Origin of the sequence: Polaromonas sp. (assembly GCF_036676035.1) — a bacterium.
Taxonomy (GTDB): Bacteria; Pseudomonadota; Gammaproteobacteria; order Burkholderiales; family Burkholderiaceae_C; genus Polaromonas.
On sequence record NZ_JAKFDR010000073.1, the window covers coordinates 1 to 22,066 of the forward strand.

Sequence of the window (22,066 nt, forward strand, 5' to 3'; positions counted from 1 at the left end):
TTTTCCTTTCGTTTGCTTGGCGGCTCACGATTGGAAGTTTCTGCGATGGACACCCATACCTACGCATACGTCAAACTTCTACTGCCTCCCCGGCAGAGCCGGGGGGTCTCCCAACGGACTAGATTTTCCTCCGGGATACCCAAGAGAGTGTTCAAGTTGTCCAGAAGTGGCTGCTTGCTCGCGTGCGCAAAAGTGGCAGCGCCCCGGAGCTTGATTCGTAGCGCATCGCAGAGCGTTCGAAGCTGCGGCTCCTTCCCCGGGCCCTCGATCTGCACGGAGATGTTGCCGACGCGGTGCGACTCAAGCCACTTCCAAGCCTTGTCCGTGAGCATCTCGAGCGACTTGCGCCCGTGGGAGAGCGCGTCGCGCGGGTCAAAGCGATCATCCAACGCTTGCCTCGCGCGCGCCATGTAGTTTTGACTGCCCACATCCGGGTTCACTCGGGGCTGATGATCGCCTCGATGGTGCAGCAACACGTATTGCTGGCAGTCGTCGCGAAGCTCCCGAGGCAAATGATTCTCGACATCTTTTACGAACTCCGGACTGTGGCAGGTGACGATAATCTGCGTCTCGCGGAAGCGGTCGGATTCGAAGATCGCGGCCCGGATGCCACTGCGATGGTCGTGATCAATGGCGTTGATCGCGTCGTCGAAGATGATGAGGGGCGAGCGCACGCTTTGAGCCTTCGCCAACAAGATTGCCAGTCCGAGGCAGCGGATGTGCCCCTCGCTCAGTGCCGTCAACGCATTCACTCGGCGCTGCGGGTTCCCGCGGAACGCGATCTCGATGATGCCGTCGCCGGTTAGGGGCAGGCGGAGGTCGGCGAGCTTGTCCTCGTCTCGGTCGCCGTGGTTGAACTCGTTGTAGAGCTCCAGGGTGGACGCGTTGAGGTCCGCCATCAACATGCCGGGGAGCTGTTCACGGAAGCGCTCCAGGAAGCCGTAGAAGCTGTCGTAGGCCTCCTTGATCGGCCGGTCGCGCTCGTTGGCTTGCGTCTCATCGCCGGCCCGTCTGATCAGGTCGGCGTTCGCTTCCTCCCATTGCGCGATCCGGGCACGGGCTTGTGTCGCGTCCTCCACGACCCGCGCGCGCCGGGTGTCGTGCTGTGCCATCCAGACGCGTGCGTCATTCAGCCGTTGCTGTTCTGCGAGATCGGCTTCGCGAACCCGCAGAGACTCGCGGGTTCTCGCGTCCCGCGCGGCTGCTCGGTCGGCGACTTCCAGAATCTGATCGAGGGATGGAGTTGCACCGGTCTCGTCCCTCTCAGGCGAATGGACCGCCATCCACCAATCGGCGGCGTCGGGGTTGCGCGGCAGTGCACGAAGATAGGCGCTGACGGGGCCGACCACTTCCTCTTCGCTCACCAGGAATTCTTCGAGGTTGCGAAGCCCTATTCGCAACGCGCGGCTCGCCTCTTCACGAACACGCTGCAGCCGCTCGTGATCCGCTTCCAGCACTGCGAGCTCTTCGAGTTCCCTCAGTCCGGCCTCGGCGCGCTCGAACGGATTGTTCGCAGCCTCTGCGATCGGCGTCAGGCAGGCCGGGCAGTGATCGGGGTGCTCCCCGCGCAGCGCCTGCACGGCCGTGAAGAGGTGCCGGAAAGAGACTTGGTTTCGCCGTTCGTTCAGGGCGCGCATGGAGATTGCCACGCCCTCAGCGCCAGCGTCGGCGTGCGCATAGAGCTCCGCGGCGAACTCTCGCGAGTTGTTCGTCAACGATGGCACTAGAGCCCGCAGCTTCGTGTCGAGTTCCTGCAATCTGCTGGGCGCCTCATCACTCCCGATCGCGAGGGCTTTGAGGTCATCGTAGGTGAGATCTGGGCCAACGCCCGCAGCGTAATCGGCCGCCACCTGGTCCAAGGCTCGGAGTTGCTCTGCTTCCGCATCCCGAGTCGCTTCGTCCGTCCTCAGCGCCAGCCTACGACCGGCGAGCTGGATCTGCGTCTGCGTTGTGAGCGTCAGCGCTGCGTCCATTGACTCGTTGAAGTGCGAGGCGAAGTCGTTGAATTGATCCATCCCGAACAGAGTTGCGATCAGGTCGTTCTTGCGCCCTGGTGGAGTGGCTGCGATCCGCGAGAAGTTGTCGATCCGGTTCCTCTCGACGAAGAAGAAGCGGAATGCGTCCTCATCAGCGGCGACGCGAACTTCGCGCCCAGCTGCGTCGCTGGCTGTCAGGACGGGGTCGACGAAACGCCCGGCGTGGAGGTTCGCCAGGTAGTCGCGATGGTCAATCCGCTTCGATCCGGCCTCTTCGACCGTCCCGCGCAGCGAGTATTCGAGCGCCTCACAGAGACTGCTCTTGCCGCTGCCGTTTGGCCCGTAGCAAAGGACCACGCGCTTGCGCAGATCGAAAGTCTGCGGCGCGCGGAAGCCGCGGAAGGGGCCCAAGGTCAGCTCGCGCAGCCGCGTCCATGGCCATTGCCCCTGCGCCACCTCCTCGGGTAATTGCGGGAGATCTGCGCTGAAGGTAGCCAGTTGTTCGCGGGCTATGCGCGCCAACAACTGTGACCGATTGTTGTGCTGTCTAGCCATCGCCGCCACCGCGTCGAAGTGGGCGAGCGTCAAGTTGGCGATCTTGCGCGCCCGCTCTGGCGCGCCACGCTGCGGCTCGTGCAGCCAGCGCACAAAGCGCTCGAAGTCTTGTTTAGCGGTTCCCATCTTGCCCTCCAGTCTGCGCGTATGAGGCAAGAGGGCGCGCGAGACACCCCCATTCTAGAAGGGGGAGATTACGGGCTCTTGGAGGGGTAAGCGCAACTTCACCTACCAATGCCAGCTTAGCGTACCAAGTCGACAGCTTGCTAGTACCCAGTGCAATAGCGCGCACTGTAGTGCAATGCACTCTGCAAAATCCTCCTGCCCCACGCAACACATTGGCACATTTTTGGCACACTCGGTGCGCTATTTTGTGCCGAAAATTGCGATGCACTGCTGCTCATTGCGCAGCGTAATCCATTGATTTTCAACAGGAAAATTGGTGCGGCTGGCGGGGATCGAACCCACGACCCTTGGCTTCGGAGGCCAATACTCTATCCACTGAGCTACAGCCGCAACGCTGGAAAATGACGGGCCCAAAATGCATGTTTTGGCATGCGCTCTGGGCTTCGGCTGCAAAGGTTTGCGCCCTGCTGGGAAGCGCCCTCTTTGCACCGGATGATCGATTCTATCAGCCAGAGAGATGCCTTCGCCGGCCCGCAGGGGCCTTGGCTATAATCGAAGGCTGCTGGAAAACCAGCGGTTCCAGCCCCCGATGTTCAGTTTTTTGAGGACGCCATGAGCGCAAACGATCACACCACGGCCCACGAAGAAGCCCATACCGGCCCGATCAAAACCCCGAAGCAGTTGCTGGCCGCGGTTTTTTTCTCTTTCGTGGTTCCCATTTTCGCCATCATTGGCTTGGTTTACTACGTGACGTCCGACACCCAGCCTGCCGCCGGTGCCGTGGATATCGAAAAAGCCGTGGCGCAACGCATCCAGAAAATCGGCACCGTGGAAATCCGCGACGCCAACCGCCCGCTCAAGTCGGGCGAGGAAGTATTCAAGGCGCAGTGCGTGGCCTGCCACGGCACCCCCGGCATCCCCAGCGCACCGCACCTGGGTGATGCCGGCGCTTGGGGCCCCCGCATCAAGACCGGCTACGACGCGCTGCTGAACTCCGCCCTCAAGGGCAAGGGCGCCATGGCCGCGCAGGGCGGTGGCGACTTTGAAGATGCGGAAATCGGTCGTGCACTGGTGTACATGGCCAACTCGGCCGGCGGCAAATTTGCAGAGCCCCAAAGGGCTGCGGCCGCGGCACCGGTCGCCGCCAAATAAGCCAGACGCATGGCCCCATTGAAAAAGCCGGTCGCTGACCGGCTTTTTTGTGGGTGTCTGGATGACTGCTTGAGCTCAAAAATTTATACAGAATAGAGCGCTAGCCCGCATTAAACATGCGTAAATAGCTATTATTTTAATAGCAACTACTCTTTAGCCTCCTGCCCATTGGCAGGACTGCGCACGTAAGCAAAACGCCCAGGCAGCTCGCGGGTGCTCACTACGCTGGGCACCCACAGGCCCTGCTCGACAGCGTCGGCGGCATACGCCATGTCAGCCGTGTGCACCAGTCCAAACCCGAGCTCGGTGTCGAGGTAAAGCCGCCCATGCTCGTCCACCACGCAGCGCTGCACCCGGGCCGGCTGGCCGGTATGGGCGGTGACTGAAAAATCCGCCGCCACCCGCCAGATCAGCGGCGTGGCTTCCAGCTCCACATACACACGCTGCGGGCCGTTCTGGAAAAACCACTGGCCTGCCACGTCGCTCTCGTAGTTGCGCTGAATGAAGTCAATCAGCTTGTCGTGCTTGAGCAGCGAGCCCTTGCTGGCCGCCGTGCCGCCGGTGAACGGCCCCGCAGCCTGCGCCCTGTCGTCACGCATGTACCAGTTGCCGCGCGCATCCAGCCCAAGCCAGCCGTAGCAGTTGGGCACATGGGGCCATTTGGCGATGGCTTGTCGAACAATGTCATCCATGGCGCTATTTTGCGCCGATCGGCTCAAAGTTAAAGCTGTGCCGCCAGGAAAGCGCTGACCGCCTCGGGCATGGCCCGTACATGCCCCGGAAACGGCGCCGACGGGAACCCTACATGCCCGCCCTCTTCGGTCTGCCAGAGCGTGACGTGGCTGCTGACATCGGCGGGCCGCGGCAGGCTGCTGGCCGGGATGAAGGGATCGTTCAGCGCATTGAGGACCACCGCGGGTACGGCTACCTTGTGCAAATGCGGCATGGCCGACGCGCGCGCCCAGTAGTCGTCGGCGTCCTTGAAACCATGAACCGGCGCGGTGAAGACATTGTCAAAGTCATAGAGGTCACGCGCGGCCAGCAGCTTTTTCCCGTCAAAAAGGCCCGGGTGCTGCGCCAGCTTTTGCAGTGCCTTGGGCACCATGGTTTTGAGGAACATGCGGGTGTACACCAGCCGGTTAAAACCCCGGCCTATGGCCCAGCCGCTGGCCGCCAGATCCAGCGGCGAACAGACCGAGGCGATGCCTGCCACCACTTGCCTGGCCTCCACACCCAACTCGGCGGCCCAGCGCATAAGCGCATTGCCGCCCAGGGAAATACCCACGGCCACCACAGGCCCGGTGTGCTGGCTGGCAAAGCGCCGCAGTATCCAGTCGATCTCGGCGAAATCACCCGAGTGATAGGCACGCGGCGCCAGATTGAGCTCGCCGGAGCAGCCGCGAAAGTGCGGCACGGCGCAAGCCCAGCCACGGGTGCGGGCGACGTCGGCAAAGGCTTCGGCATAGTGGCTGGCCGAGGAGCCCTCCAGGCCATGAAACACCACCAAAAGGGGCTGCTTACACGCTGGCGGCCGCAGCGCGGGGCCGCCCAAAACAATGCCAGCTTCCTGATGGCCAAGCGTATCACCGGCTGCGCCAAGCGTGAGGGCCGAGCGCAGCGCAGGGCCGCCCCAAGCAAGCTCAGCCCCCGAGGGGCTGACGTCCGCGGCTCCAAGCCTGCCTGCGCAGGCTTGGACGGACGGAAGAGCCGCTACGTCTCGTAGCGGCACGTCCAGCGAAGTACACGCAGGGACGAGCGTGGGGGCGCTATCAAGCCAGTCGACATCCACAAAGTCCTTATCGGGCGTGGTCCAGCGCTCGCGGCGAAACACCGGCTGCGGCCCGAGGAAGCGGCGCGAGCGCAATGCGGCCCAGATGGTCTGAAGGTTTCCGCCCGGTAGCCACCAGGGCGCTACATAGTTCATGACTGCCGGCTCCCGTCAGTGAAGCACGGGTGGCGTGTCGGAGATTTCCTGCACCTCGCGTGGCGTGCCCGGGCTGGCATGGTGGGCCACCATGCGCCAGCCTTGCGCGGTCTTCTGGTACACATTGGTCGCGATCACATAGGCATGGCGCGGGCCGTCCTCGGTCATGACGACAATGCGCTCGAGCACGCTGTGCACGCTGGAACTCATGGACTCGACCTTGCGCACCTTTTCGGGCCGCACCTGGATGCTGCCGTTGGCAAACATGGCATCAAACGCGGCCCGTATGGCCCCGGCCCCCACCAGGCGCGAACTGCCGGGATGCACACACACGATGTCGTCCTCATCGGCCCAGCAGGCCATGAGCTTGTCGATGTCGCCGCTTTGCAGGGCTTCATAAAAGGCCGCGGCGATATCGTCGGCGTTGTCGTTAAGGGCGGGAGGAACTTTGGGTTTGGACATGAGAGGTGTTTCAAATACAGACACAGGGCCTCGCGCGCCACGCCGCTGCGGACCTGACGCTGGCATCACCCCCGTATTAAGCCATGCCGGCCTGCCGCCGTGTGCATTTTGCGCCGTACAGGCCGGCACGCCACCTGACCCCCACACTTGTCACTGCGTGTACTGCGCTGGACGTGCCGCTACGAGACGTAGCGGCTCTTCCGTCCGTCCAAGCCTGCGCAGGCAGGCTTGGAGCCGCGGACGTCAGCCCCTCGGGGGCTGAACTTGCTCGGGGCGGCCCTTCGCTGCGTTCTGACTATGTTAGTGTTGCGCCTGAGTTTTTGGAGGCTTACCCATGAAATCCCGCTTTTTGATGTTGATGGTGGCAGGTTTTTTCAGCTTGCTGCTCACGGGCTGCGGCTACAACGACTTCCAGCGCCTCGATGAGCAGACCAAATCGGCCTGGTCGGAAGTGCTGAACCAGTACCAGCGCCGTGCCGACCTGGTGCCCAATATTGTGGCCACGGTCAAGGGTGAAACGGCCTTCGAGCAGGAGACGCTGACCAAGGTGATTGAAGCGCGCGCCAAGGCTACCGCTATACAGGTCACGCCCGAGACGCTGAACAACCCCGAAGCCTTCAACAAGTTCCAGCAGGTGCAGGGCGAGCTCGGCAGCGCCTTGAGCCGGCTGATGGCGGTCAGTGAACGCTACCCTGATCTCAAGGCCAACCAGGGCTTTCGCGACCTGCGGGTGCAGCTCGAAGGCACGGAGAACCGCATCACGGTGGCGCGTAACCGCTACATCCAGGCGGTGCAGGACTACAACGTGCTGGCCCGCAGCTTTCCCAGCAACCTGACCGCCATGGTCTTTGGCTACAGCGTCAAGCCCAACTTCACGGTACAGAACGAGGCCCAGATTTCGACCCCGCCGCAAGTCGATTTCACCAAAAAACCTTGAGGAAATAATGCCTCTGGCCGCCGCCATCCTTGCGCGGATAGCTATATTTTTTATAGCAACCCTGGGCTGGAGCCTGCCTGCGCCGGCGCAGGACGTGCAAGCCGTCCCGCCGTTGACGGCGCATGTCATGGACCGCACCGGCACGCTGGACGCCGCGCAACTGCAGGCGCTGGAAGCGAAGTTGGCCGCTTTTGAGAAAACCCGCGGATCGCAGGTCGTGATCCTGATGCTGGCCAGCACCCAGCCCGAAGACATCGCCGCTTATGCGCAGCGCGTGGGCGATGCCTGGAAAATCGGGCGCCAAGGCATCGGTGACGGCCTGCTGCTGGTGGTCGCCAAAAACGACCGCAAGGTGCGCATTGAAACCACCAAAGCGCTGGAAGGTGCGATTCCCGACCTCGCGGCACGGCAAATCATTGACCAGGCCATCACGCCGCGCTTTCGGCAAGGCGACTTTGCTGGCGGCCTCGATGCCGCGGTTGACCAGATCACGGCGCGCATTACCGGTGAAAAACTGCCCGAACCGAAAACCCCAGGCGACGATGCCTGGAACGATGGCTTTGAGTGGATGGATCTGGCCGTGTTCCTGTTTTTCGCCGTGCCCATAGGCGGCCGCCTGCTGGCCGGCTTGCTGGGGCGCAAGCTCGGCTCGATCCTGACGGGTGGCGCGGTCGGCGTGCTCGCCTGGTTTTTCACGGCCAGCCTGCTCATTGCCGGGCTTGCGGCCATCGTGGCCATCCTGTTTGCCCTGTTCGCCAGCCTGGCGCCCATGGCCCGCGGTGGGCGCTCCTCAGGCTGGAGCAGCGGGTCCGGCAGCTTTGGCGGCGGTGGTTTTGGCGGTGGTGGAGGCGGTGGCTTTAGCAGCGGCGGTGGTGGCGATTTTGGCGGCGGTGGCGCCTCAGGCGACTGGTAGCAGCATCATGATGTTCAACAAGCTGGCAAGCATCCTCAAACACCTGTGGCTGGACGCCTCGGACACACGCCGCGCCATTCCGCCGGACATGCTGGAACGGCTGGCACGGCGCGTGTCCGCCAGCGAACGGCGTCACAGCGGCGAAGTCCGCATTTGCGTCGAGTCTTCCCTGCCCCTGAGCTATTTGTGGCGCTTGAACCGTAGCCTCACCATGGCCCAGTTGGCACGCCAGCGCGCGCTCACCCTGTTTGGCAAGCTCCGTGTCTGGGACACCGAGCACAACAACGGTGTGCTGATTTATGTGCTGCTGGCCGAGCACGCGATTGAAATGGTGGCGGACCGCGGCCTGAACCAGCATGTGAGCCCGGCGCAATGGCAGGCGATGGTGCAGCGCATGGGCAGCGCTTTCAGGGAAGGCCGTTATGAAGACGGCTTGACACAGGCGCTGGAAGAAACATCGGCCGTGCTGATGGCACACTTTGCGGTGGACGCCAACCCGCCGGGCGCCGCGTTCAACCCCAACGAACTGCCGGACAAACCGCAGTTGCAATAGCCCGGCGCCCTGGCTGGCTGGCAGAGCCTGATGTCGACTGGCGCTCAACAAGACGCTGCAGATGACGCACGACCGCCACTTGCAGGAGCGCCGTCATGCGATGTTGAACTTGATACATGCTGAGTTTTGAGTTTGCGGGCAGCCTTCTCACTCAGGTTTGAACTCTTTCTAGCTGAGCCGCAGGCAGCCGTCGCTCTCTCTGAGCCTCGGAAGATACCTGTATGTTTCTTTATTTTGCAAAAAGGAAACTTATAAGTTATATTTAAGACTAAATTAGCAAACCCACAGGTATCATGGACAAGCGCCTTCGTGGTCTTCAAGTTCGGCAAATGGATGCTTCGCTAAGCCAGTGGCGCGAAGCACGTCTGCCCGCGCACCCCTCCGTGGGATGGTCCCGAGCCATCCGTGAAGCCCTGGGAATGCCCGCTGCCACGTTGGCGCGCCGGCTGGGCATGACCAGCGCCGGTGTGCGAAAGCTGGAACAAGCCGAAGCGGGCCAGGTCATCACGCTGGCCAGCCTGCGAAAGCTGGCGGACGCGCTCGACTGTGAGCTGCAATATGCACTTGTGCCGCGCAAGTCGTTGGCGCAGCAGTTGCAGGACCGTGCGCTGCAGGTTGCCAGCGAGCGCCTGCGTCCGGTATCGCACTCCATGTCGCTGGAAGATCAGACCGTGCAGGGCCCTGCGCGCGACGTTCAGCGGGAACTGCTGGCTCAGGAGCTGCTTGATGGGCCGCGGCGGGCGCTCTGGTGATGGACTTCGCGTACGCGCCTGGCGCCACGCCGATCGATCCTGACGAGGCAGCGGGATTGCTACCCAGACATATCACCACGCAAGCCGAGCTGAACACCTGGGAGGAGGCCAACATCGTCAAGGCGGATGGATGGGCTTTCCGGCAGAGGAGGCGAGAACCGCTCGAGGAAGGCTTCGTCCGGGATCTGCACCGCATGATGTTCGACAAGACGTGGCGCTGGGCCGGGACCTTCCGCTCCAGCAACAAGAACATCGGCGTCGACTCGCACCAGGTTTCGATGAGGCTGCGCGAACTTCTCGACAATACGCGCTACCAGAGAGACCACCAGGCCTTCCCTGCCGATGAACTGGCGGTGAGATTCCATCATCGATTGGTCTGGATACATGCCTTTCCCAACGGCAACGGGCGGCATGCACGCCTGATGGCCGACGTGCTGGTTACCCGGTTGGGGGGCGAGCGATTCACCTGGGGGCAGGCTTCCCTGCTGGTTGCGGGCGATGTTCGCGCGCGTTATCTGCAGGCCCTGCGGGCTGCCGATCAAGGGATGCTTGAACTGCTCATACAGTTTGCGAGAAGCTGAGAGGCGCAGTTGGTCGGTTGACGACGAGCGCCGCAGGCCCGGGTACAAACTCAGTGAGAATTGTTCAAACTCTCCGGCAATCAACACCTGGGTCAACCGGCCAGCACCACGCCCAGCACGAACAGAGCCGACAGGCCTACAAGAATCCGCCGCAGCCAGATTTTGCGCGAGCGTCTCGCCTTGCGCTGGGGCGACAGAGACTCTATCCAGAGCAGGCTGTCCATTGCACTGTCCATGGCTTTCCCTTGCAATTCAATCGGTTAAAAAGACAAAGCCCAGACGATAGCGCGCGCGCACGTGAAATGCTGTCAGTTTGGGTATGTAATTGTTACTTTTTGCTCTTGTTTTGATAGCTGTTTGCGCAGGTATTGCCTGGGCCAGGGCCAATTTTGATCACAGGCTTTCAAGCGCAGGCATAAAAAAACCGGCCGCGCGGGCCGGTTTCGACTGGCGGGGGCCAGGCGGGCTTATTTCTTCTGGCGGTATTTGCGCAGCGCCGCAATCTGGGCCGCCATGACAGCCAATTCTGACTGGGCCATGGCGATATCGATATCGGTTTTGGCGTTTTTCAGGGCCTCTTCGGCCGCAGCCTTGGCTTCGGTGGCCTTGGCTTCGTCCAGATCCTTGCCGCGAATGGCGGTGTCGGACAGCACGGTGACGCAATTGGGCTGCACTTCCAGCAAGCCCCCGGCCACGAACACAAACTCTTCACCGCCGTCGGCTTTTTGAATGCGGACCGTGCCCGGCTTGATGCGGGTAATCAGCGGCGTGTGGCGGGGCATGATGCCCAGCTCGCCCGCTTCGCCCGGCAGGGCCACAAAAGTGGCCTCGCCGGAGAAGATGGACTCTTCAGCGGAGACAACGTCGACGTGTATGGTTGACATGGCAGTTCTTTCCAGGCGTTGGCCTCAATACGCAGGGCGTACCGGCTTTAAGCCTTCTTGGCTTTCTCAAACGCTTCGTCAATGGTTCCCACCATGTAGAAGGCCTGCTCGGGCAGATGATCGCACTCGCCCGCCACAATCATCTTGAAACCGCGAATGGTTTCGGCCAGGCTCACGTACTTGCCGGGAGAGCCGGTGAACACTTCAGCCACGTGGAAAGGCTGGCTCAGGAAACGCTGGATCTTGCGGGCGCGCGCCACGGCCAGCTTGTCTTCGGGGGCCAGTTCGTCCATGCCCAGAATCGCAATGATGTCGCGCAGCTCTTTGTAGCGCTGCAGCGTGCCCTGCACGGCGCGGGCCGTGTTGTAGTGCTCTTCGCCGACCACCGCAGGTGACAGCTGGCGGCTGGTCGAGTCCAGCGGATCCACGGCGGGGTAAATACCCAGCGACGCGATGTCACGCGAAAGCACCACGGTGGAGTCCAGGTGGGCAAAGGTGGTGGCAGGCGAAGGGTCGGTCAAGTCGTCGGCAGGCACGTACACGGCCTGGATGGAAGTGATCGAGCCAACCTTGGTGGAGGTAATACGCTCTTGCAGGCGGCCCATTTCCTCGGCCAGCGTCGGCTGGTAGCCCACGGCGGAAGGCATGCGGCCCAGCAGCGCGGACACTTCGGTACCGGCCAGGGTATAGCGGTAGATGTTGTCCACGAAGAACAGCACGTCACGGCCTTCGTCGCGGAAGGACTCGGCGATGGTCAGGCCGGTCAGCGCCACGCGCAGACGGTTGCCCGGCGGCTCGTTCATCTGGCCGTAGACCATGGCCACTTTGGATTCGGCCAGGTTCTCGAGGTTCACCACGCCGGAATCAGCCATCTCGTGGTAGAAGTCGTTGCCTTCGCGGGTGCGCTCGCCCACACCAGCAAACACGGACAGGCCCGAGTGCGCCTTGGCGATGTTGTTGATGAGCTCCATCATGTTCACGGTCTTGCCCACGCCGGCGCCACCGAACAGGCCCACCTTGCCGCCCTTGGCGAACGGGCACACCAGGTCAATCACCTTGATGCCGGTTTCCAGCAGCTCCTGCGAAGGGCTCAGCTCGTCATAGGCCGGGGCCTTGCGGTGAATGGACGCGGTGAGCTCCTGGCCCACGGGGCCGCGCTCGTCAATCGGCGAGCCCAGCACGTCCATGATGCGGCCCAGCGTGGCCTTGCCCACCGGCACCGTGATCGGGTGGTTGGTGTTGTAGACCATGTTGCCGCGGCGCAGGCCGTCGGACGAGCCCAGCGCAATGGTGCGCACAATGCCGTCGCCCAGCTGCTGCTGGACTTCCAGCGTCAGTGCCGAGCCTTCCATCTTGAGCGCGTCATAAATCCTGGGCATCTGGTCACGGGCAAACTCCACGTCCACCACCGCGCCAATACACTGAACAATCTTGCCTTGAACTTGAGCCATGATTGAATCCTTTTCCGTTCTTTAAATCTTGAATGCTGCCGAGCAGCGTTTAAACAGCCGCAGCACCGGCCACGATCTCCGAAAGCTCTTTCGTGATCGCCGCTTGACGCGTTTTGTTGTAAATCAGCTTGAGTTCACCAATCACGCTGCCGGCGTTGTCAGTGGCGGCCTTCATGGCCACCATGCGCGCAGACTGCTCGGACGCCATGTTCTCGGCCACGGCCTGGTAGATCAGCGCCTCGACATAACGCACCAGCAAATCGTCAATGACGGTTTGTGCATCAGGCTCGTAGATGTAGTCCCAGGCGTGCTGGCCGTGGTCGGCCTGCAGGCGATCCGCCGTCAGCGGCAGCAGCTGTTCGACCACCGGCTCCTGGCGCATGGTGTTGATGAACTTGGTGTAGCACAGGTACACCGCGTTGATCTTGCCTTCGCTGTACGCATCGAGCAGCACCTTGACCGGGCCAATCAGCTTGTCCAGATGCGGTTGATCACCCAGGTGCGTGGCATGCGACACCACTTTGGCGCCGATGCGGTTCAAAAAGCCCAGGCCCTTGTTGCCGATGGCCACCGCCATCGCGCCCTGGCCAGCGGCCTGCAGCTCCTTGAGCTTGGCCGTCACGGCGCGCAACACGTTGGTGTTCAAACCGCCGCACAAACCCTTGTCGGTGCTCACCACGATAAACCCGGTCGTCTTGGCGTCGTTCGACTGCATGAAGACGTGGGTGTATTCGGGGTGGGCCTGGCTCAGGTTGGCGGTGACGTTGCGGATTTTGTCGCTGTAAGGACGGGCGTGGCGCATCCGGTCCTGCGCCTTGCGCATTTTGGAGGCTGCCACCATTTCCATGGCCTTGGTGATCTTCTTGGTGTTTTCCACCGATTTGATCTTGCCGCGTATTTCCTTGCCTACTGCCATATGTATTCCTAAATGATTTCTAAAGCCCTTGGCTTTTCTTTATTCAGGCACAACTTCAGGCAAAGGACTTCTTGAACGCCGCCACCGCCGTGTTCAGTTCCGCCTCAGCATCCTTGTCCATGGCTTTGTCGGCTTCAAGCTTGGCGACCAGCGCAGCGTGTTTGTCCTTGAGGTAGCCATGCAGACCGGCTTCGAATGCCAGCACCCGCTTGACATCCACATCGTCCATGAAGCCCTTGTTCACGGCGAACAGCGAGGCGGCCATGGCAGAGATGGACAGTGGTGAATATTGCGCCTGCTTGAGCAGCTCGGTCACGCGGGCACCGCGGTCCAACTGCTTGCGGGTGGCTTCGTCCAGGTCGGAAGCGAACTGCGCGAAGGCAGCCAGCTCACGGTACTGCGCGAGGTCGGTACGGATACCACCGGACAGGTTCTTCACCAGCTTGGTCTGGGCAGCGCCACCGACGCGCGACACCGAGATACCGGCGTTGATGGCGGGGCGGATACCGGCGTTGAACAGGCTGGTTTCCAGGAAGATCTGGCCGTCGGTGATCGAGATCACGTTGGTCGGCACGAAAGCGGACACGTCGCCGGCCTGCGTTTCGATGATGGGCAGCGCGGTCAGCGAGCCGGTCTTGCCCTTGACTTCACCCTTGGTGAAGGCTTCGACGTAGTCGGCATTCACACGAGCGGCACGCTCGAGCAGACGGCTGTGCAGATAGAACACGTCGCCGGGGTAGGCTTCGCGGCCTGGCGGGCGGCGCAGCAGCAGCGAGACCTGGCGGTAGGCCACGGCCTGCTTGGACAGGTCGTCATACACAATCAGGGCGTCCTGGCCGCGGTCACGGAAGTACTCACCCATCGTGCAGCCGGAGTAGGCGCTCACGTATTGCATGGCAGCCGATTCAGAAGCAGATGCCGCCACCACGATGGTGTAGTCCATCGCACCGGCTTGCTCCAGCGAGCGCACCACGTTCTTGATCGAAGAAGCCTTCTGGCCGATCGCGACGTAGACGCAGGAAACGCCTTTGCCCTTCTGGTTGATGATGGTGTCAATCGCCACGGCGGTCTTGCCGGTCTGGCGGTCGCCAATGATCAGCTCGCGCTGGCCGCGGCCGATAGGCACCATGGAGTCGATGGATTTGAGACCGGTCTGCAGCGGCTGGTCGACCGATTTACGGGCGATCACACCGGGCGCGACTTTTTCGATCACGTCGGTCATCTTGGCGTTGATCGGGCCTTTGCCGTCAATCGGCTGGCCCAGTGCGTTGACCACGCGGCCCAGCAGCTCGGGGCCGACCGGCACTTCCAGAATGCGGCCCGTGCACTTGACGGTGTCGCCTTCGGCAATGTGCTCGTACTCACCCAGAATCACGGAGCCGACCGAGTCGCGCTCGAGGTTCAGGGCCAGACCATAGGTCGGCGTGCCGTCGGCGGTCGCGGGGAACTCGAGCATCTCGCCCTGCATCACGTCGGACAGGCCATGGATGCGCACAATGCCGTCGGTCACGGAAACCACCGTGCCCTGGTTGCGGATATCGGCGCTGACTGCCAGGCCTTCAATACGGCTCTTGATCAGTTCAGAAATTTCTGCGGGATTGAGTTGCATGACTCTTTCCTTCTTTCTATGTTGTTGGCTAAAAACTTGAGGTCAGCGCAGGCGCGCCGGATCAGGAAATTAGCGCCACTTTCATTTGCTCTAAACGGGCTTTGACGGAGGTGTCCAGCACCTCGTCACCCACCACCACACGAATACCGCCAATCAGCGCCGGATCCAGCACCACCTTGACATTGAGCTTGCGGCCAAAGCGCTTTTCCAGCATGGCGGCCACATCGGCCAGGGCCGCACCCTCGACCGGAAACGCGCTGAACACCGTGGCGTCAGCGGAGCCGCCCACGGCGTTTTTGAGCACGCGGAACTGGCTGGCAATTTCTGGCAGCACGCTCAGACGGCCATTTTCGATGACCGTGCGCAGGAAGTTTTTGCCCGCATCCGGCAGCGCCGACTTGGTCACGCCCGTCACCACGTCGAAAACCTGCGCCACACTGGCTTTCGGGTTGTCGGCGAACTGCTGCAGTTGCGCATTGCCGGCAACCGCTGCAAGTTCATCAAGCCACACGGCAGTGCCGGCAAGGTCGGACGCCGAAGCCTTGAACAGCGCTTCAGCGTAAGGGCGGGCAATAGTTGCGAGTTCAGCCATGATTTGCTTCTTTAACTTGGATGACAGCCTGGGTCAAAAGCGCGATCAAAGTTCAGTCTTCAGACGGCTGAGCAAATCGGCATGGACGCCAGCATTGACTTCCTTGCGGAGAATCTGCTCGGCACCCTTGACGGCCAGTGCCGCGACCTGCTCGCGCAATGTCTCACGGGCCTTGACCGTTTGTTGCTCGGCTTCTGCCTGGGCGGCAGCGATGATCTTGTTGCCTTCTTCGGCCGCGCGCGCCTTGGCCTCATCGATGATGGCGCGGGCGCGGCGTTCGGCATCAGCCAGGCGTACGGCATTTTCGTCGCGCGATTTGGCCAGCTCCTGCTCTACCCGCTTGTTGGCGGAAGACAGTTCAGACTTGGCTTTCTCGGCGGCGGCCAGGCCGTCAGCGATTTTTTGAGCCCGCTCGTCCAGCGCTTTTGTGATCGGGGGCCACACGTATGTCATCGTGAACCACACCAGAATCGCAAAAACGACAGCCTGCAGGAACAGGGTTGCGTTAATGTTCACGGTTCAAGCCCTTTCGCTCGTGAAAGGTCGCCCAAAATCAGATGGCGAAAGGTTTGGCGAAAGCGAACAGCAGGGCAATAGCCACACCGATCAGGAACGCAGCATCGATCAGACCGGCCAAGATGAACATCTTGACTTGCAGTTCGTTCATCAATTCAGGCTGGCGAGCCGAAGACTCGAGGAATTTGCCGCCCATCAGCGCGATGCCGATGGATGCGCCCATAGCGCCCAGACCAACGATCAAACCACAAGCCAGTGCGACGAGGCCGAGAATGTTTTCCATGATTGCTCCTAAAAAGTACGGAAAAGTAAAAACGAAAAAAGTTAGTGTTTATCGTGGGCTTGCCCCACGTAAATCAGCGTCAACATCATGAAGATGAAGGCTTGCAGCGTGACCACCAGAATGTGGAAGATGCTCCACGCGGTTCCGGCAATGACATGCCCAACACCCAGCCAGAAACCACCCGCCAACGGGTTGAACTGCCAGGCCCACGTGCCGCCCATCAAGGCGATCAACATGAATACCAACTCGCCGGCAAACATGTTGCCGAACAATCGCATGCCGTGGGAAACGGTCTTTGCGAAGTACTCGATCGTCTGCAACAGCAGGTTGAACGGGTACAAATACACTTTATCGCCAAAGGGCGCAGCCACGAGCTCGTGCGCCCAGCCGCCCGCGCCCTTGATCTTGACGTTGTAGGTCAGGCAAACCAGCAGCACACTGATCGACAGCCCGAAGGTGGTGGACAGGTCGGCCGTGGGCACGACCCGCAGGTAGGCGTGGCTCGCATCATGGCCGGCAGCGCCGTAAGCTTCGGCCCAAAGGCGCGGCAGCACGTCCACAGGCAGAAAGTCCATGCTGTTCATCAGGAAAATCCAGACAAATACGGTCAGCGCCAGCGGAGCCACGAGCTTGCGGCTCTGGGCATTGTGGATCACGCCCTTGGCCTGGGTTTCGACCACTTCGGACATGATTTCAACCGCCGCCTGGAAGCGACCGGGCACGCCGGAAGTCACCTTGCGAGCCGCGCGCCACAGAAAGTAGCAGCCCAGCACGCCCAGAATGATGGAGTAAATCAGGGAGTCCAGATTGAAGAGACTGAAGTCAACAATGCTGCTTTGCTTGACGCTCTGAAAGGAGAAATCCTTCTGCAGGTGCTGCAAATGGTGAACGATGTAATCGCCAGCGACAGGACCTTGGGTTCCAGAATGTTCAGCAGCAGCCATAAATCACCAGTTCGCCTGTTCCAAATACTACGTTTAACTCAAACCGTGTCCGATGGCCGGCGCTTGGGGCGAAACAGCAACAGCACCCAAACCACCTTCATCGTCACCACGAAGCCAGCCACCAGGGCCAGCCAGCTCAGCGAAGCAACCAGCCTTGGCGCGGCGAACAGCATCGCCACCGTCAAAGCAATCTTGACTGCTTCCCAGAAAAAGAAACCTGCCATCGCGGCTCCGGCACCACCTGCCGCCAACCCGCGCTTCATACCTCGCGCAAACAGCGCCGCCGGAATCACCACCGACAAAGCGCCGTACAGCGCCGACCAGCCGGCTTCCGCCCGGCCCGTCAAACCCCAGGCCAGCAGCGCCACCAGGCAGCCCGCCAGCGATTGCACCGCCAGCACCCGCCAGGGAGACGCCAAGGGATTGGCCTTGCTCAACTGCGAGGACAGCTTTTGGGCCTCCTCGCGCGTCAGCGGCGTAAACCCTTCGTCGCCCTCTTCCTGCGCTTCCTGCTTTTCTCGCTTGTCTTCATGCGCCGACATGTTGTGCGGTACGTTCAAAATGGCTGAATGGGCGATTTTGGACATTACAAATTACATGCAGGTTACAAAATTCCCGGATTTCTTTTGCCTAGCAAAGCCTCTGATTATACGTAGAAACCCGCGCGCGCCGTCAAGGTTTTGGGCTGGGCACCGAAATACTGCCTAAATTAGAAGCGTTTTACATTGCAGGCGACAATTACCTCTTATCTCCAGCTCGTCCTGCCCGGCGGGCCCGAGTTCCTGCCAAGTCCAGCCTGCGCCCGAAAGAAAACATGTCTGCCCTGATGAAGTTCCTCCACATTGCCGCTGCCGTTGTCTGGCTGGGCGGCATCGTCTTCATGCTGTTTGCGCTTCGCCCTGCCGTCACCACCCAGCTGCAGCCACCGCAGCGCCTGCCGCTGATCGCGCTGGTGCTGAGCCGGTTTTTCACCCTGGTCTGGATCAGCATCGGCACCCTGCTGCTCACCGGGCTGGCCATGCTGCTGGCGGTCGGCATGAAAAACGCGCCGCTCGGCTGGCACCTCATGCTGGGCCTCGGTTTGCTGATGTTTGCGCTGTTTGGCCACCTGTACTTTGGTCCCTACAAGCGCCTCAAGCAAGCCATCGCAGCCGCCGATTGGCCCGAAGGTGGGCGGCGCACGGGCCAGATCGCCACGTTGGCCACGGTCAACCTGGCACTGGCGGCGATCGCCATCGCCGCCGTTTTGTTCGTTGTTTAAGCGCCCCAGCCCCATCACGTCAACCCGGCCATCCCACTGACTATCTTGACCAGACGCCATTTCCAATGAAATCGTCATGAAAACACCAAAGTCATCGTCAAAAACCGACAAAACCCAGAATTCATCCTTCTGGAAAAATGGCTTTAAGAACAATGTGGAAACCCGCGAAGTGCTCGCTGCGCACCCCTGGCTCAAGCCGGTGGCGCACCACGTGCTCGACCCCGCGCTGTGGCATGTGCAGCATGAAGCCGTGGCACGGGGCGTGGCCATCGGCATCTTCTGGGCGTTTGCCATTCCATTTGCCCAGATGGTGGCGGCGGCGGTTCACTGCATCTGGTGGCGTGGCAATATCCCGGTCGCCGTCGGCACGACGCTGATCACCAATCCCTTCACGATCGGCTTCTGGCTGTGGCTGGCCTATAAAGTCGGCGGCCGGCTGCTGGATGCGCCAGCGCCGCCGCCCGTGCAAAGTGTGAGCTTTCTGAACTGGCTGGAGGCTTTTGGCGGGCCCGCCCTGCTGGGCATGGGCATGCTGGCCGTGGCCGGCGCGGCAACAGGCTATGTGAGCGTCAAGCTGATCTGGCGTCTGCGCGTCTGGTTCAAACGCCGCCACCGCTAAGCCAGCCACGAGCCTTTTGCAAACTTCTTTTCGACAAACTCCTTTTTTTTTGCACCATGACCCTCCCCCACACCAGTCAACTGCCCGACACGCCCTGCTACCTCAACGGTGAATTTACCGCCCTGAAAGACGCCAAGATCAGCGTGCTGGACCGCGGCTTCATCTTCGGTGACGGCGTGTACGAAGTGGTGCCCGTGTACGGCGGCCGGCTGTTCCGCTTTGCCCAGCACATGGCGCGCCTTAGCCGCAGCCTGGCCGAGCTGCGCATCGCCAACCCGCTGTCGCATGCCCAGTGGCATGAAATCGCTCTCAAATTGATAGCTGACTACGCACAATCGACGGGGACCACTCCCGAAATGAGTGATCAACTGATTTACATCCAGATCACCCGCGGCGTGGCCCTGCGCGACCACCCCATGCTGCCCGGCTTGACGCCCACGGTGTTTGTCATGACCAACGCCATGAAGCTGCCCAGCGCGCAGCAACGCAGCGAAGGCGTGGCCTGCGTGACGGCGGACGACTTCCGCTGGGAAAAGGCTCACATCAAGAGCACCAGCCTGCTGGGCGCGGTGTTCTCGCGCCAGATCAGCGTGGACGCCGGCGCGCTGGAAACCATCATGTTCCGCGGCGAGCACCTGAGCGAAGCCTCATCGAGCAACGTCTGGGTGGTTAAAAACGGCAAGGTCATGGGCCCACCCAAAGACCACCTGGTGCTCGAAGGCATACGCTACGGCCTGATCGAAGAGATGTGCCGCGCGGCCGAGATCGATTTTGAGCTGCGCCGCCTGAGCCGCGAAGAAGTTTTTGACGCCGACGAGCTGCTGCTGTCGTCGGCCACCAAGGAAGTCCTGCCGGTCACCTTGCTGGACGGCCGGGCGGTTGGAAAAGGCACGCCCGGCCCCATCTATGCCCAATTGCACGCCGCTTACCAGCAAGCCAAACGAGATCTTTCCACATGAGCCCATCCAACACCCCCGCCCCCACGCCTGCCCCCGACACCAGCGCCCAGCCCCCGCTGCAGCCACGCAAAGACTCGCTGATCGAGTACCCGTCGCCATTTCCCATCAAGGTGATGGGCAGCAAAACGGACGACCTGGTGCACGCCATCACCCTGATTGCCAGGCAGTTTGACCCGGCGTTTGACGCCACCACCATCGAGCTGCGCGAGAGCAAGGGCGGCAAGTACCTGGGCGTGACCGTGACCGTGACCGCCACCAGCCGCGAGCAACTCGACGAGCTGTACCGCACGCTGTCGACCCACCCCCTGGTGAAGGTCGTGCTCTGAGCATGGAGCTGCTTGTCAAGGGCCGGGTCGACTACCCGCCCACCTACGCCGAGATGCAGGACTTCACGGCCTTGCGCACGCCCGACGCTCCGGACGCGCTATGGATTTGTGAGCATCCGGCGGTCTATACGCAAGGGCTGGCGGGTAAAACAGACCATATTTTGAGTCCCGGCAGCATCCCCGTGGTGCAGACCAACCGGGGCGGCCAGGTGACCTACCACGGCCCCGGACAGGTGGTGGCTTACCCGCTGATCGACCTGCGGCGCGCCGGCTACTTCGTCAAGGAATATGTCTACCGGATCGAAGAGTCCGTGATCCGGACACTGGCGCATTTTGGCGTCACCGGCCACCGCGTCGCGGGTTCGCCGGGCATTTATGTGCGGCTCGACGACCCCTTTTCGCACGCGCGCCTGCAGCAGCCCTCACCCCGACCCTTTCCCGCAAGCGGGAGAGGGAGTGAACGGCCCCCTCTCCCGCTTGCGGGAGAGGGCGGGGGTGAGGGTGACCCGTTTCGCGGCCTGGGGAAAATCGCCGCGCTGGGCATCAAGGTCAGCCGCCACTGCAGCTACCACGGCGTGGCGCTCAATGTGGCGATGGACCTGGAACCCTTTACCCGCATCAACCCCTGCGGCTACGCCGGGCTGCAAACGGTCGATCTTCGTACAATCGGCGTATCTGTCACGTGGCAAGAGGCGGCGGATGTGCTGGGTCAAAAACTCATCACTTACCTGGCCCCATAACCTTGCCCCCTTAAGACACACACCATGAGCACACCCGAAGTCGTCCGCGAAGTCCAGAACCTGGAGACCTACAACCCGCTGGCCAAGCAGAAAGCCGCAGCCAAGCTGTCGCGCATCCCGGTCAAGGTCGAGCGCGCCGAGGTGCTCAAAAAGCCTGACTGGATCCGCGTCAAGGCCGGCAGCCCCAGCACCCGCTTTTACGAAATCAAGCAGATCCTGCGCGAAAACAAGCTCAACACCGTCTGCGAAGAAGCCAGCTGCCCCAATATCGGCGAATGCTTCGGCAAGGGCACGGCCACCTTCATGATCATGGGCGACAAGTGCACGCGCCGCTGCCCATTTTGCGACGTGGGCCACGGCCGGCCCGACCCGCTGGACGTGAACGAGCCGCTCAACCTGGCCCGCACGATTGCCGCCCTCAAGCTCAAGTACGTGGTAATCACCAGCGTGGACCGTGACGACCTGCGTGACGGCGGCAGCGGCCATTTTGTGGAGTGCATCCAGAAAATACGCGAGCTCTCCCCCGGCACCACCATCGAAATCCTGGTGCCCGACTTCCGCGGCCGCGACGACCGTGCGCTGGAAATCCTGAAAGCCGCGCCGCCCGATGTGATGAACCACAACCTGGAAACCGCGCCGCGCCTGTACAAGGAAGCGCGCCCCGGCAGCGATTACCTGTTTTCACTGAATCTGCTCAAGAAATTCAAGGCGCTGCACCCCGACGTGCCCACCAAGAGCGGCATCATGGTCGGCCTGGGCGAAACCGACGAAGAGATCCTGCAGGTGATGCGCGACATGCGCGCGCACAACATCAACATGCTGACCATCGGCCAGTACCTCGCGCCCTCCACCAGCCACCTGCCGGTGCGCCGCTATGTGCACCCCGACACCTTCAAGATGTTTGAGGAAGAAGCCTACAAAATGGGCTTTTCCCACGCTGCGGTGGGTGCCATGGTGCGCTCGAGTTATCACGCGGACCAGCAAGCCCATGCGGCGGCTGAGGCCGTCGCCGCAACCCGCTCCTCAACAACATAA

26 protein-coding genes and 1 tRNA gene are annotated in these 22,066 nt (G+C 61.6%); 12 read left to right on the plus strand and 15 right to left on the minus strand.

What is annotated here, in order from left to right; genetic code table 11:
* Positions 1 to 59: 59 nt before the first annotated feature.
* Both V6M61_RS12005 and V6M61_RS12010 read right to left on the minus strand, forming a co-directional pair.
* Positions 60 to 2,657, minus strand: coding sequence for an AAA family ATPase (locus tag V6M61_RS12005; RefSeq protein WP_332776812.1), 2,598 nt, complete (start codon positions 2,655 to 2,657; stop codon positions 60 to 62).
* A 314-nt stretch (positions 2,658 to 2,971) separates the two neighbouring features.
* Positions 2,972 to 3,047 (minus strand) — tRNA-Arg (locus tag V6M61_RS12010).
* A 222-nt stretch (positions 3,048 to 3,269) separates the two neighbouring features.
* Here V6M61_RS12010 and V6M61_RS12015 point away from each other — a divergent pair.
* On the plus strand, positions 3,270 to 3,809 hold the full coding sequence (locus V6M61_RS12015; protein ID WP_332776813.1) for a c-type cytochrome: 540 nt from the start codon (positions 3,270 to 3,272) through the stop codon (positions 3,807 to 3,809).
* A 146-nt stretch (positions 3,810 to 3,955) separates the two neighbouring features.
* On the opposite strand, the gene V6M61_RS12020 is transcribed toward V6M61_RS12015, so the two are convergent.
* The 3 genes from V6M61_RS12020 to V6M61_RS12030 are packed head-to-tail and all read right to left on the minus strand — an operon-like array spanning position 3,956 to position 6,195.
* Entirely contained in the window at positions 3,956 to 4,501 is a 546-nt protein-coding gene (locus V6M61_RS12020) for a DUF2946 family protein (protein WP_332776814.1), read from the minus strand.
* Between the two features lie 29 nt (positions 4,502 to 4,530).
* Complete coding sequence (locus tag V6M61_RS12025) at positions 4,531 to 5,733, minus strand: YheT family hydrolase (protein ID WP_332776815.1); 1,203 nt, start codon at positions 5,731 to 5,733, stop codon at positions 4,531 to 4,533.
* Positions 5,734 to 5,748: 15 nt separating this feature from the next.
* Positions 5,749 to 6,195, minus strand: a complete 447-nt coding sequence (locus V6M61_RS12030; protein ID WP_332776816.1) for a YybH family protein — start codon at positions 6,193 to 6,195, stop codon at positions 5,749 to 5,751.
* Between the two features lie 334 nt (positions 6,196 to 6,529).
* Here V6M61_RS12030 and V6M61_RS12035 point away from each other — a divergent pair, with 334 nt between their 5' ends.
* The 5 genes from V6M61_RS12035 to V6M61_RS12055 all read left to right on the plus strand — a co-directional run bounded on the left by V6M61_RS12035 (position 6,530) and on the right by V6M61_RS12055 (position 9,931).
* A complete protein-coding gene (locus V6M61_RS12035) occupies positions 6,530 to 7,132 on the plus strand; it encodes a LemA family protein (RefSeq protein WP_332776817.1) in 603 nt (200 codons plus the stop codon).
* 7 nt (positions 7,133 to 7,139) lie between these two features.
* Entirely contained in the window at positions 7,140 to 8,045 is a 906-nt protein-coding gene (locus V6M61_RS12040; RefSeq protein WP_332776818.1) for a TPM domain-containing protein, read from the plus strand.
* Positions 8,046 to 8,055: 10 nt separating this feature from the next.
* Positions 8,056 to 8,598 (plus strand): TPM domain-containing protein, encoded by a 543-nt coding sequence (locus tag V6M61_RS12045; RefSeq protein ID WP_332776872.1) that lies wholly within the window; start codon positions 8,056 to 8,058, stop codon positions 8,596 to 8,598.
* 329 nt (positions 8,599 to 8,927) lie between these two features.
* Positions 8,928 to 9,350, plus strand: coding sequence for a mobile mystery protein A (locus V6M61_RS12050; RefSeq protein ID WP_332776819.1), 423 nt, complete (start codon positions 8,928 to 8,930; stop codon positions 9,348 to 9,350).
* A complete protein-coding gene (locus tag V6M61_RS12055) occupies positions 9,350 to 9,931 on the plus strand; it encodes a mobile mystery protein B (RefSeq protein WP_332776820.1) in 582 nt (193 codons plus the stop codon). The genes V6M61_RS12050 and V6M61_RS12055 overlap by 1 nt, the downstream gene beginning before the upstream one ends.
* Before the next feature lie 92 nt (positions 9,932 to 10,023).
* On the opposite strand, the gene V6M61_RS12060 is transcribed toward V6M61_RS12055, so the two are convergent.
* From V6M61_RS12060 to V6M61_RS12105, 10 genes are all read right to left on the minus strand, one after another.
* The gene (locus V6M61_RS12060; RefSeq protein WP_332776821.1) at positions 10,024 to 10,167 is read right to left on the minus strand and encodes a hypothetical protein; all 144 of its coding nucleotides are present in this window, start codon (positions 10,165 to 10,167) and stop codon (positions 10,024 to 10,026) included.
* A 231-nt stretch (positions 10,168 to 10,398) separates the two neighbouring features.
* A complete protein-coding gene (locus V6M61_RS12065; protein WP_332776822.1) occupies positions 10,399 to 10,815 on the minus strand; it encodes a F0F1 ATP synthase subunit epsilon in 417 nt (138 codons plus the stop codon).
* 47 nt (positions 10,816 to 10,862) lie between these two features.
* On the minus strand, positions 10,863 to 12,266 hold the full coding sequence (gene atpD, locus V6M61_RS12070) for a F0F1 ATP synthase subunit beta (RefSeq protein WP_332776823.1): 1,404 nt from the start codon (positions 12,264 to 12,266) through the stop codon (positions 10,863 to 10,865).
* A 49-nt stretch (positions 12,267 to 12,315) separates the two neighbouring features.
* Positions 12,316 to 13,182, minus strand: coding sequence for a F0F1 ATP synthase subunit gamma (gene atpG / locus V6M61_RS12075; RefSeq protein ID WP_332776824.1), 867 nt, complete (start codon positions 13,180 to 13,182; stop codon positions 12,316 to 12,318).
* Positions 13,183 to 13,237: 55 nt separating this feature from the next.
* Entirely contained in the window at positions 13,238 to 14,791 is a 1,554-nt protein-coding gene (gene atpA / locus V6M61_RS12080; RefSeq protein WP_332776825.1) for a F0F1 ATP synthase subunit alpha, read from the minus strand.
* A gap of 61 nt (positions 14,792 to 14,852) precedes the next feature.
* Entirely contained in the window at positions 14,853 to 15,383 is a 531-nt protein-coding gene (locus V6M61_RS12085; protein WP_332776826.1) for a F0F1 ATP synthase subunit delta, read from the minus strand.
* Between the two features lie 45 nt (positions 15,384 to 15,428).
* Positions 15,429 to 15,899 carry a F0F1 ATP synthase subunit B gene (locus V6M61_RS12090; protein ID WP_332776827.1) on the minus strand — a complete coding sequence of 157 codons (471 nt, stop codon included), beginning with the start codon at positions 15,897 to 15,899 and terminating at the stop codon, positions 15,429 to 15,431.
* Positions 15,900 to 15,936: 37 nt separating this feature from the next.
* On the minus strand, positions 15,937 to 16,182 hold the full coding sequence (gene atpE, locus V6M61_RS12095; RefSeq protein ID WP_332776828.1) for a F0F1 ATP synthase subunit C: 246 nt from the start codon (positions 16,180 to 16,182) through the stop codon (positions 15,937 to 15,939).
* A gap of 41 nt (positions 16,183 to 16,223) precedes the next feature.
* Positions 16,224 to 17,126: a F0F1 ATP synthase subunit A gene (atpB, locus tag V6M61_RS12100; RefSeq protein WP_332776829.1), complete on the minus strand. Its 903-nt coding sequence runs from the start codon at positions 17,124 to 17,126 to the stop codon at positions 16,224 to 16,226.
* A 38-nt stretch (positions 17,127 to 17,164) separates the two neighbouring features.
* A complete protein-coding gene (locus tag V6M61_RS12105; protein ID WP_332776873.1) occupies positions 17,165 to 17,668 on the minus strand; it encodes an ATP synthase subunit I in 504 nt (167 codons plus the stop codon).
* A gap of 284 nt (positions 17,669 to 17,952) precedes the next feature.
* Here V6M61_RS12105 and V6M61_RS12110 point away from each other — a divergent pair, with 284 nt between their 5' ends.
* From V6M61_RS12110 to lipA, 6 genes are all read left to right on the plus strand, one after another.
* Positions 17,953 to 18,387, plus strand: a complete 435-nt coding sequence (locus tag V6M61_RS12110) for a DUF4149 domain-containing protein (protein ID WP_332776830.1) — start codon at positions 17,953 to 17,955, stop codon at positions 18,385 to 18,387.
* 76 nt (positions 18,388 to 18,463) lie between these two features.
* Positions 18,464 to 19,006, plus strand: a complete 543-nt coding sequence (locus V6M61_RS12115) for a DUF2062 domain-containing protein (protein WP_332776831.1) — start codon at positions 18,464 to 18,466, stop codon at positions 19,004 to 19,006.
* A gap of 56 nt (positions 19,007 to 19,062) precedes the next feature.
* Positions 19,063 to 19,965, plus strand: coding sequence for a D-amino acid aminotransferase (locus tag V6M61_RS12120; RefSeq protein ID WP_332776832.1), 903 nt, complete (start codon positions 19,063 to 19,065; stop codon positions 19,963 to 19,965).
* Entirely contained in the window at positions 19,962 to 20,291 is a 330-nt protein-coding gene (locus V6M61_RS12125; RefSeq protein WP_332776833.1) for a YbeD family protein, read from the plus strand. Before V6M61_RS12120 ends, V6M61_RS12125 begins: the two co-directional genes overlap by 4 nt.
* Positions 20,292 to 20,293: 2 nt before the next feature.
* Entirely contained in the window at positions 20,294 to 21,031 is a 738-nt protein-coding gene (gene lipB / locus V6M61_RS12130) for a lipoyl(octanoyl) transferase LipB (protein ID WP_332776834.1), read from the plus strand.
* A gap of 24 nt (positions 21,032 to 21,055) precedes the next feature.
* A complete protein-coding gene (gene lipA / locus V6M61_RS12135; protein WP_332776835.1) occupies positions 21,056 to 22,066 on the plus strand; it encodes a lipoyl synthase in 1,011 nt (336 codons plus the stop codon).

Bases quoted from the DNA above. Each gene is read 5' to 3' on its own strand.
- V6M61_RS12005 (WP_332776812.1), bottom strand. From the start codon at position 2,657: ATGGGAACCGCTAAACAAGACTTCGAGCGCTTTGTGCGCTGGCTGCAC.
- V6M61_RS12015 (WP_332776813.1), top strand. From the start codon at position 3,270: ATGAGCGCAAACGATCACACCACGGCCCACGAAGAAGCCCATACCGGC.
- V6M61_RS12020 (WP_332776814.1), bottom strand. From the start codon at position 4,501: ATGGATGACATTGTTCGACAAGCCATCGCCAAATGGCCCCATGTGCCC.
- V6M61_RS12025 (WP_332776815.1), bottom strand. From the start codon at position 5,733: ATGAACTATGTAGCGCCCTGGTGGCTACCGGGCGGAAACCTTCAGACC.
- V6M61_RS12030 (WP_332776816.1), bottom strand. From the start codon at position 6,195: ATGTCCAAACCCAAAGTTCCTCCCGCCCTTAACGACAACGCCGACGAT.
- V6M61_RS12035 (WP_332776817.1), top strand. From the start codon at position 6,530: ATGAAATCCCGCTTTTTGATGTTGATGGTGGCAGGTTTTTTCAGCTTG.
- V6M61_RS12040 (WP_332776818.1), top strand. From the start codon at position 7,140: ATGCCTCTGGCCGCCGCCATCCTTGCGCGGATAGCTATATTTTTTATA.
- V6M61_RS12045 (WP_332776872.1), top strand. From the start codon at position 8,056: ATGTTCAACAAGCTGGCAAGCATCCTCAAACACCTGTGGCTGGACGCC.
- V6M61_RS12050 (WP_332776819.1), top strand. From the start codon at position 8,928: ATGGATGCTTCGCTAAGCCAGTGGCGCGAAGCACGTCTGCCCGCGCAC.
- V6M61_RS12055 (WP_332776820.1), top strand. From the start codon at position 9,350: ATGGACTTCGCGTACGCGCCTGGCGCCACGCCGATCGATCCTGACGAG.
- V6M61_RS12060 (WP_332776821.1), bottom strand. From the start codon at position 10,167: ATGGACAGTGCAATGGACAGCCTGCTCTGGATAGAGTCTCTGTCGCCC.
- V6M61_RS12065 (WP_332776822.1), bottom strand. From the start codon at position 10,815: ATGTCAACCATACACGTCGACGTTGTCTCCGCTGAAGAGTCCATCTTC.
- atpD (WP_332776823.1), bottom strand. From the start codon at position 12,266: ATGGCTCAAGTTCAAGGCAAGATTGTTCAGTGTATTGGCGCGGTGGTG.
- atpG (WP_332776824.1), bottom strand. From the start codon at position 13,182: ATGGCAGTAGGCAAGGAAATACGCGGCAAGATCAAATCGGTGGAAAAC.
- atpA (WP_332776825.1), bottom strand. From the start codon at position 14,791: ATGCAACTCAATCCCGCAGAAATTTCTGAACTGATCAAGAGCCGTATT.
- V6M61_RS12085 (WP_332776826.1), bottom strand. From the start codon at position 15,383: ATGGCTGAACTCGCAACTATTGCCCGCCCTTACGCTGAAGCGCTGTTC.
- atpE (WP_332776828.1), bottom strand. From the start codon at position 16,182: ATGGAAAACATTCTCGGCCTCGTCGCACTGGCTTGTGGTTTGATCGTT.
- atpB (WP_332776829.1), bottom strand. From the start codon at position 17,126: ATGGCTGCTGCTGAACATTCTGGAACCCAAGGTCCTGTCGCTGGCGAT.
- V6M61_RS12105 (WP_332776873.1), bottom strand. From the start codon at position 17,668: ATGTCGGCGCATGAAGACAAGCGAGAAAAGCAGGAAGCGCAGGAAGAG.
- V6M61_RS12110 (WP_332776830.1), top strand. From the start codon at position 17,953: ATGAAGTTCCTCCACATTGCCGCTGCCGTTGTCTGGCTGGGCGGCATC.
- V6M61_RS12115 (WP_332776831.1), top strand. From the start codon at position 18,464: ATGAAAACACCAAAGTCATCGTCAAAAACCGACAAAACCCAGAATTCA.
- V6M61_RS12120 (WP_332776832.1), top strand. From the start codon at position 19,063: ATGACCCTCCCCCACACCAGTCAACTGCCCGACACGCCCTGCTACCTC.
- V6M61_RS12125 (WP_332776833.1), top strand. From the start codon at position 19,962: ATGAGCCCATCCAACACCCCCGCCCCCACGCCTGCCCCCGACACCAGC.
- lipB (WP_332776834.1), top strand. From the start codon at position 20,294: ATGGAGCTGCTTGTCAAGGGCCGGGTCGACTACCCGCCCACCTACGCC.
- lipA (WP_332776835.1), top strand. From the start codon at position 21,056: ATGAGCACACCCGAAGTCGTCCGCGAAGTCCAGAACCTGGAGACCTAC.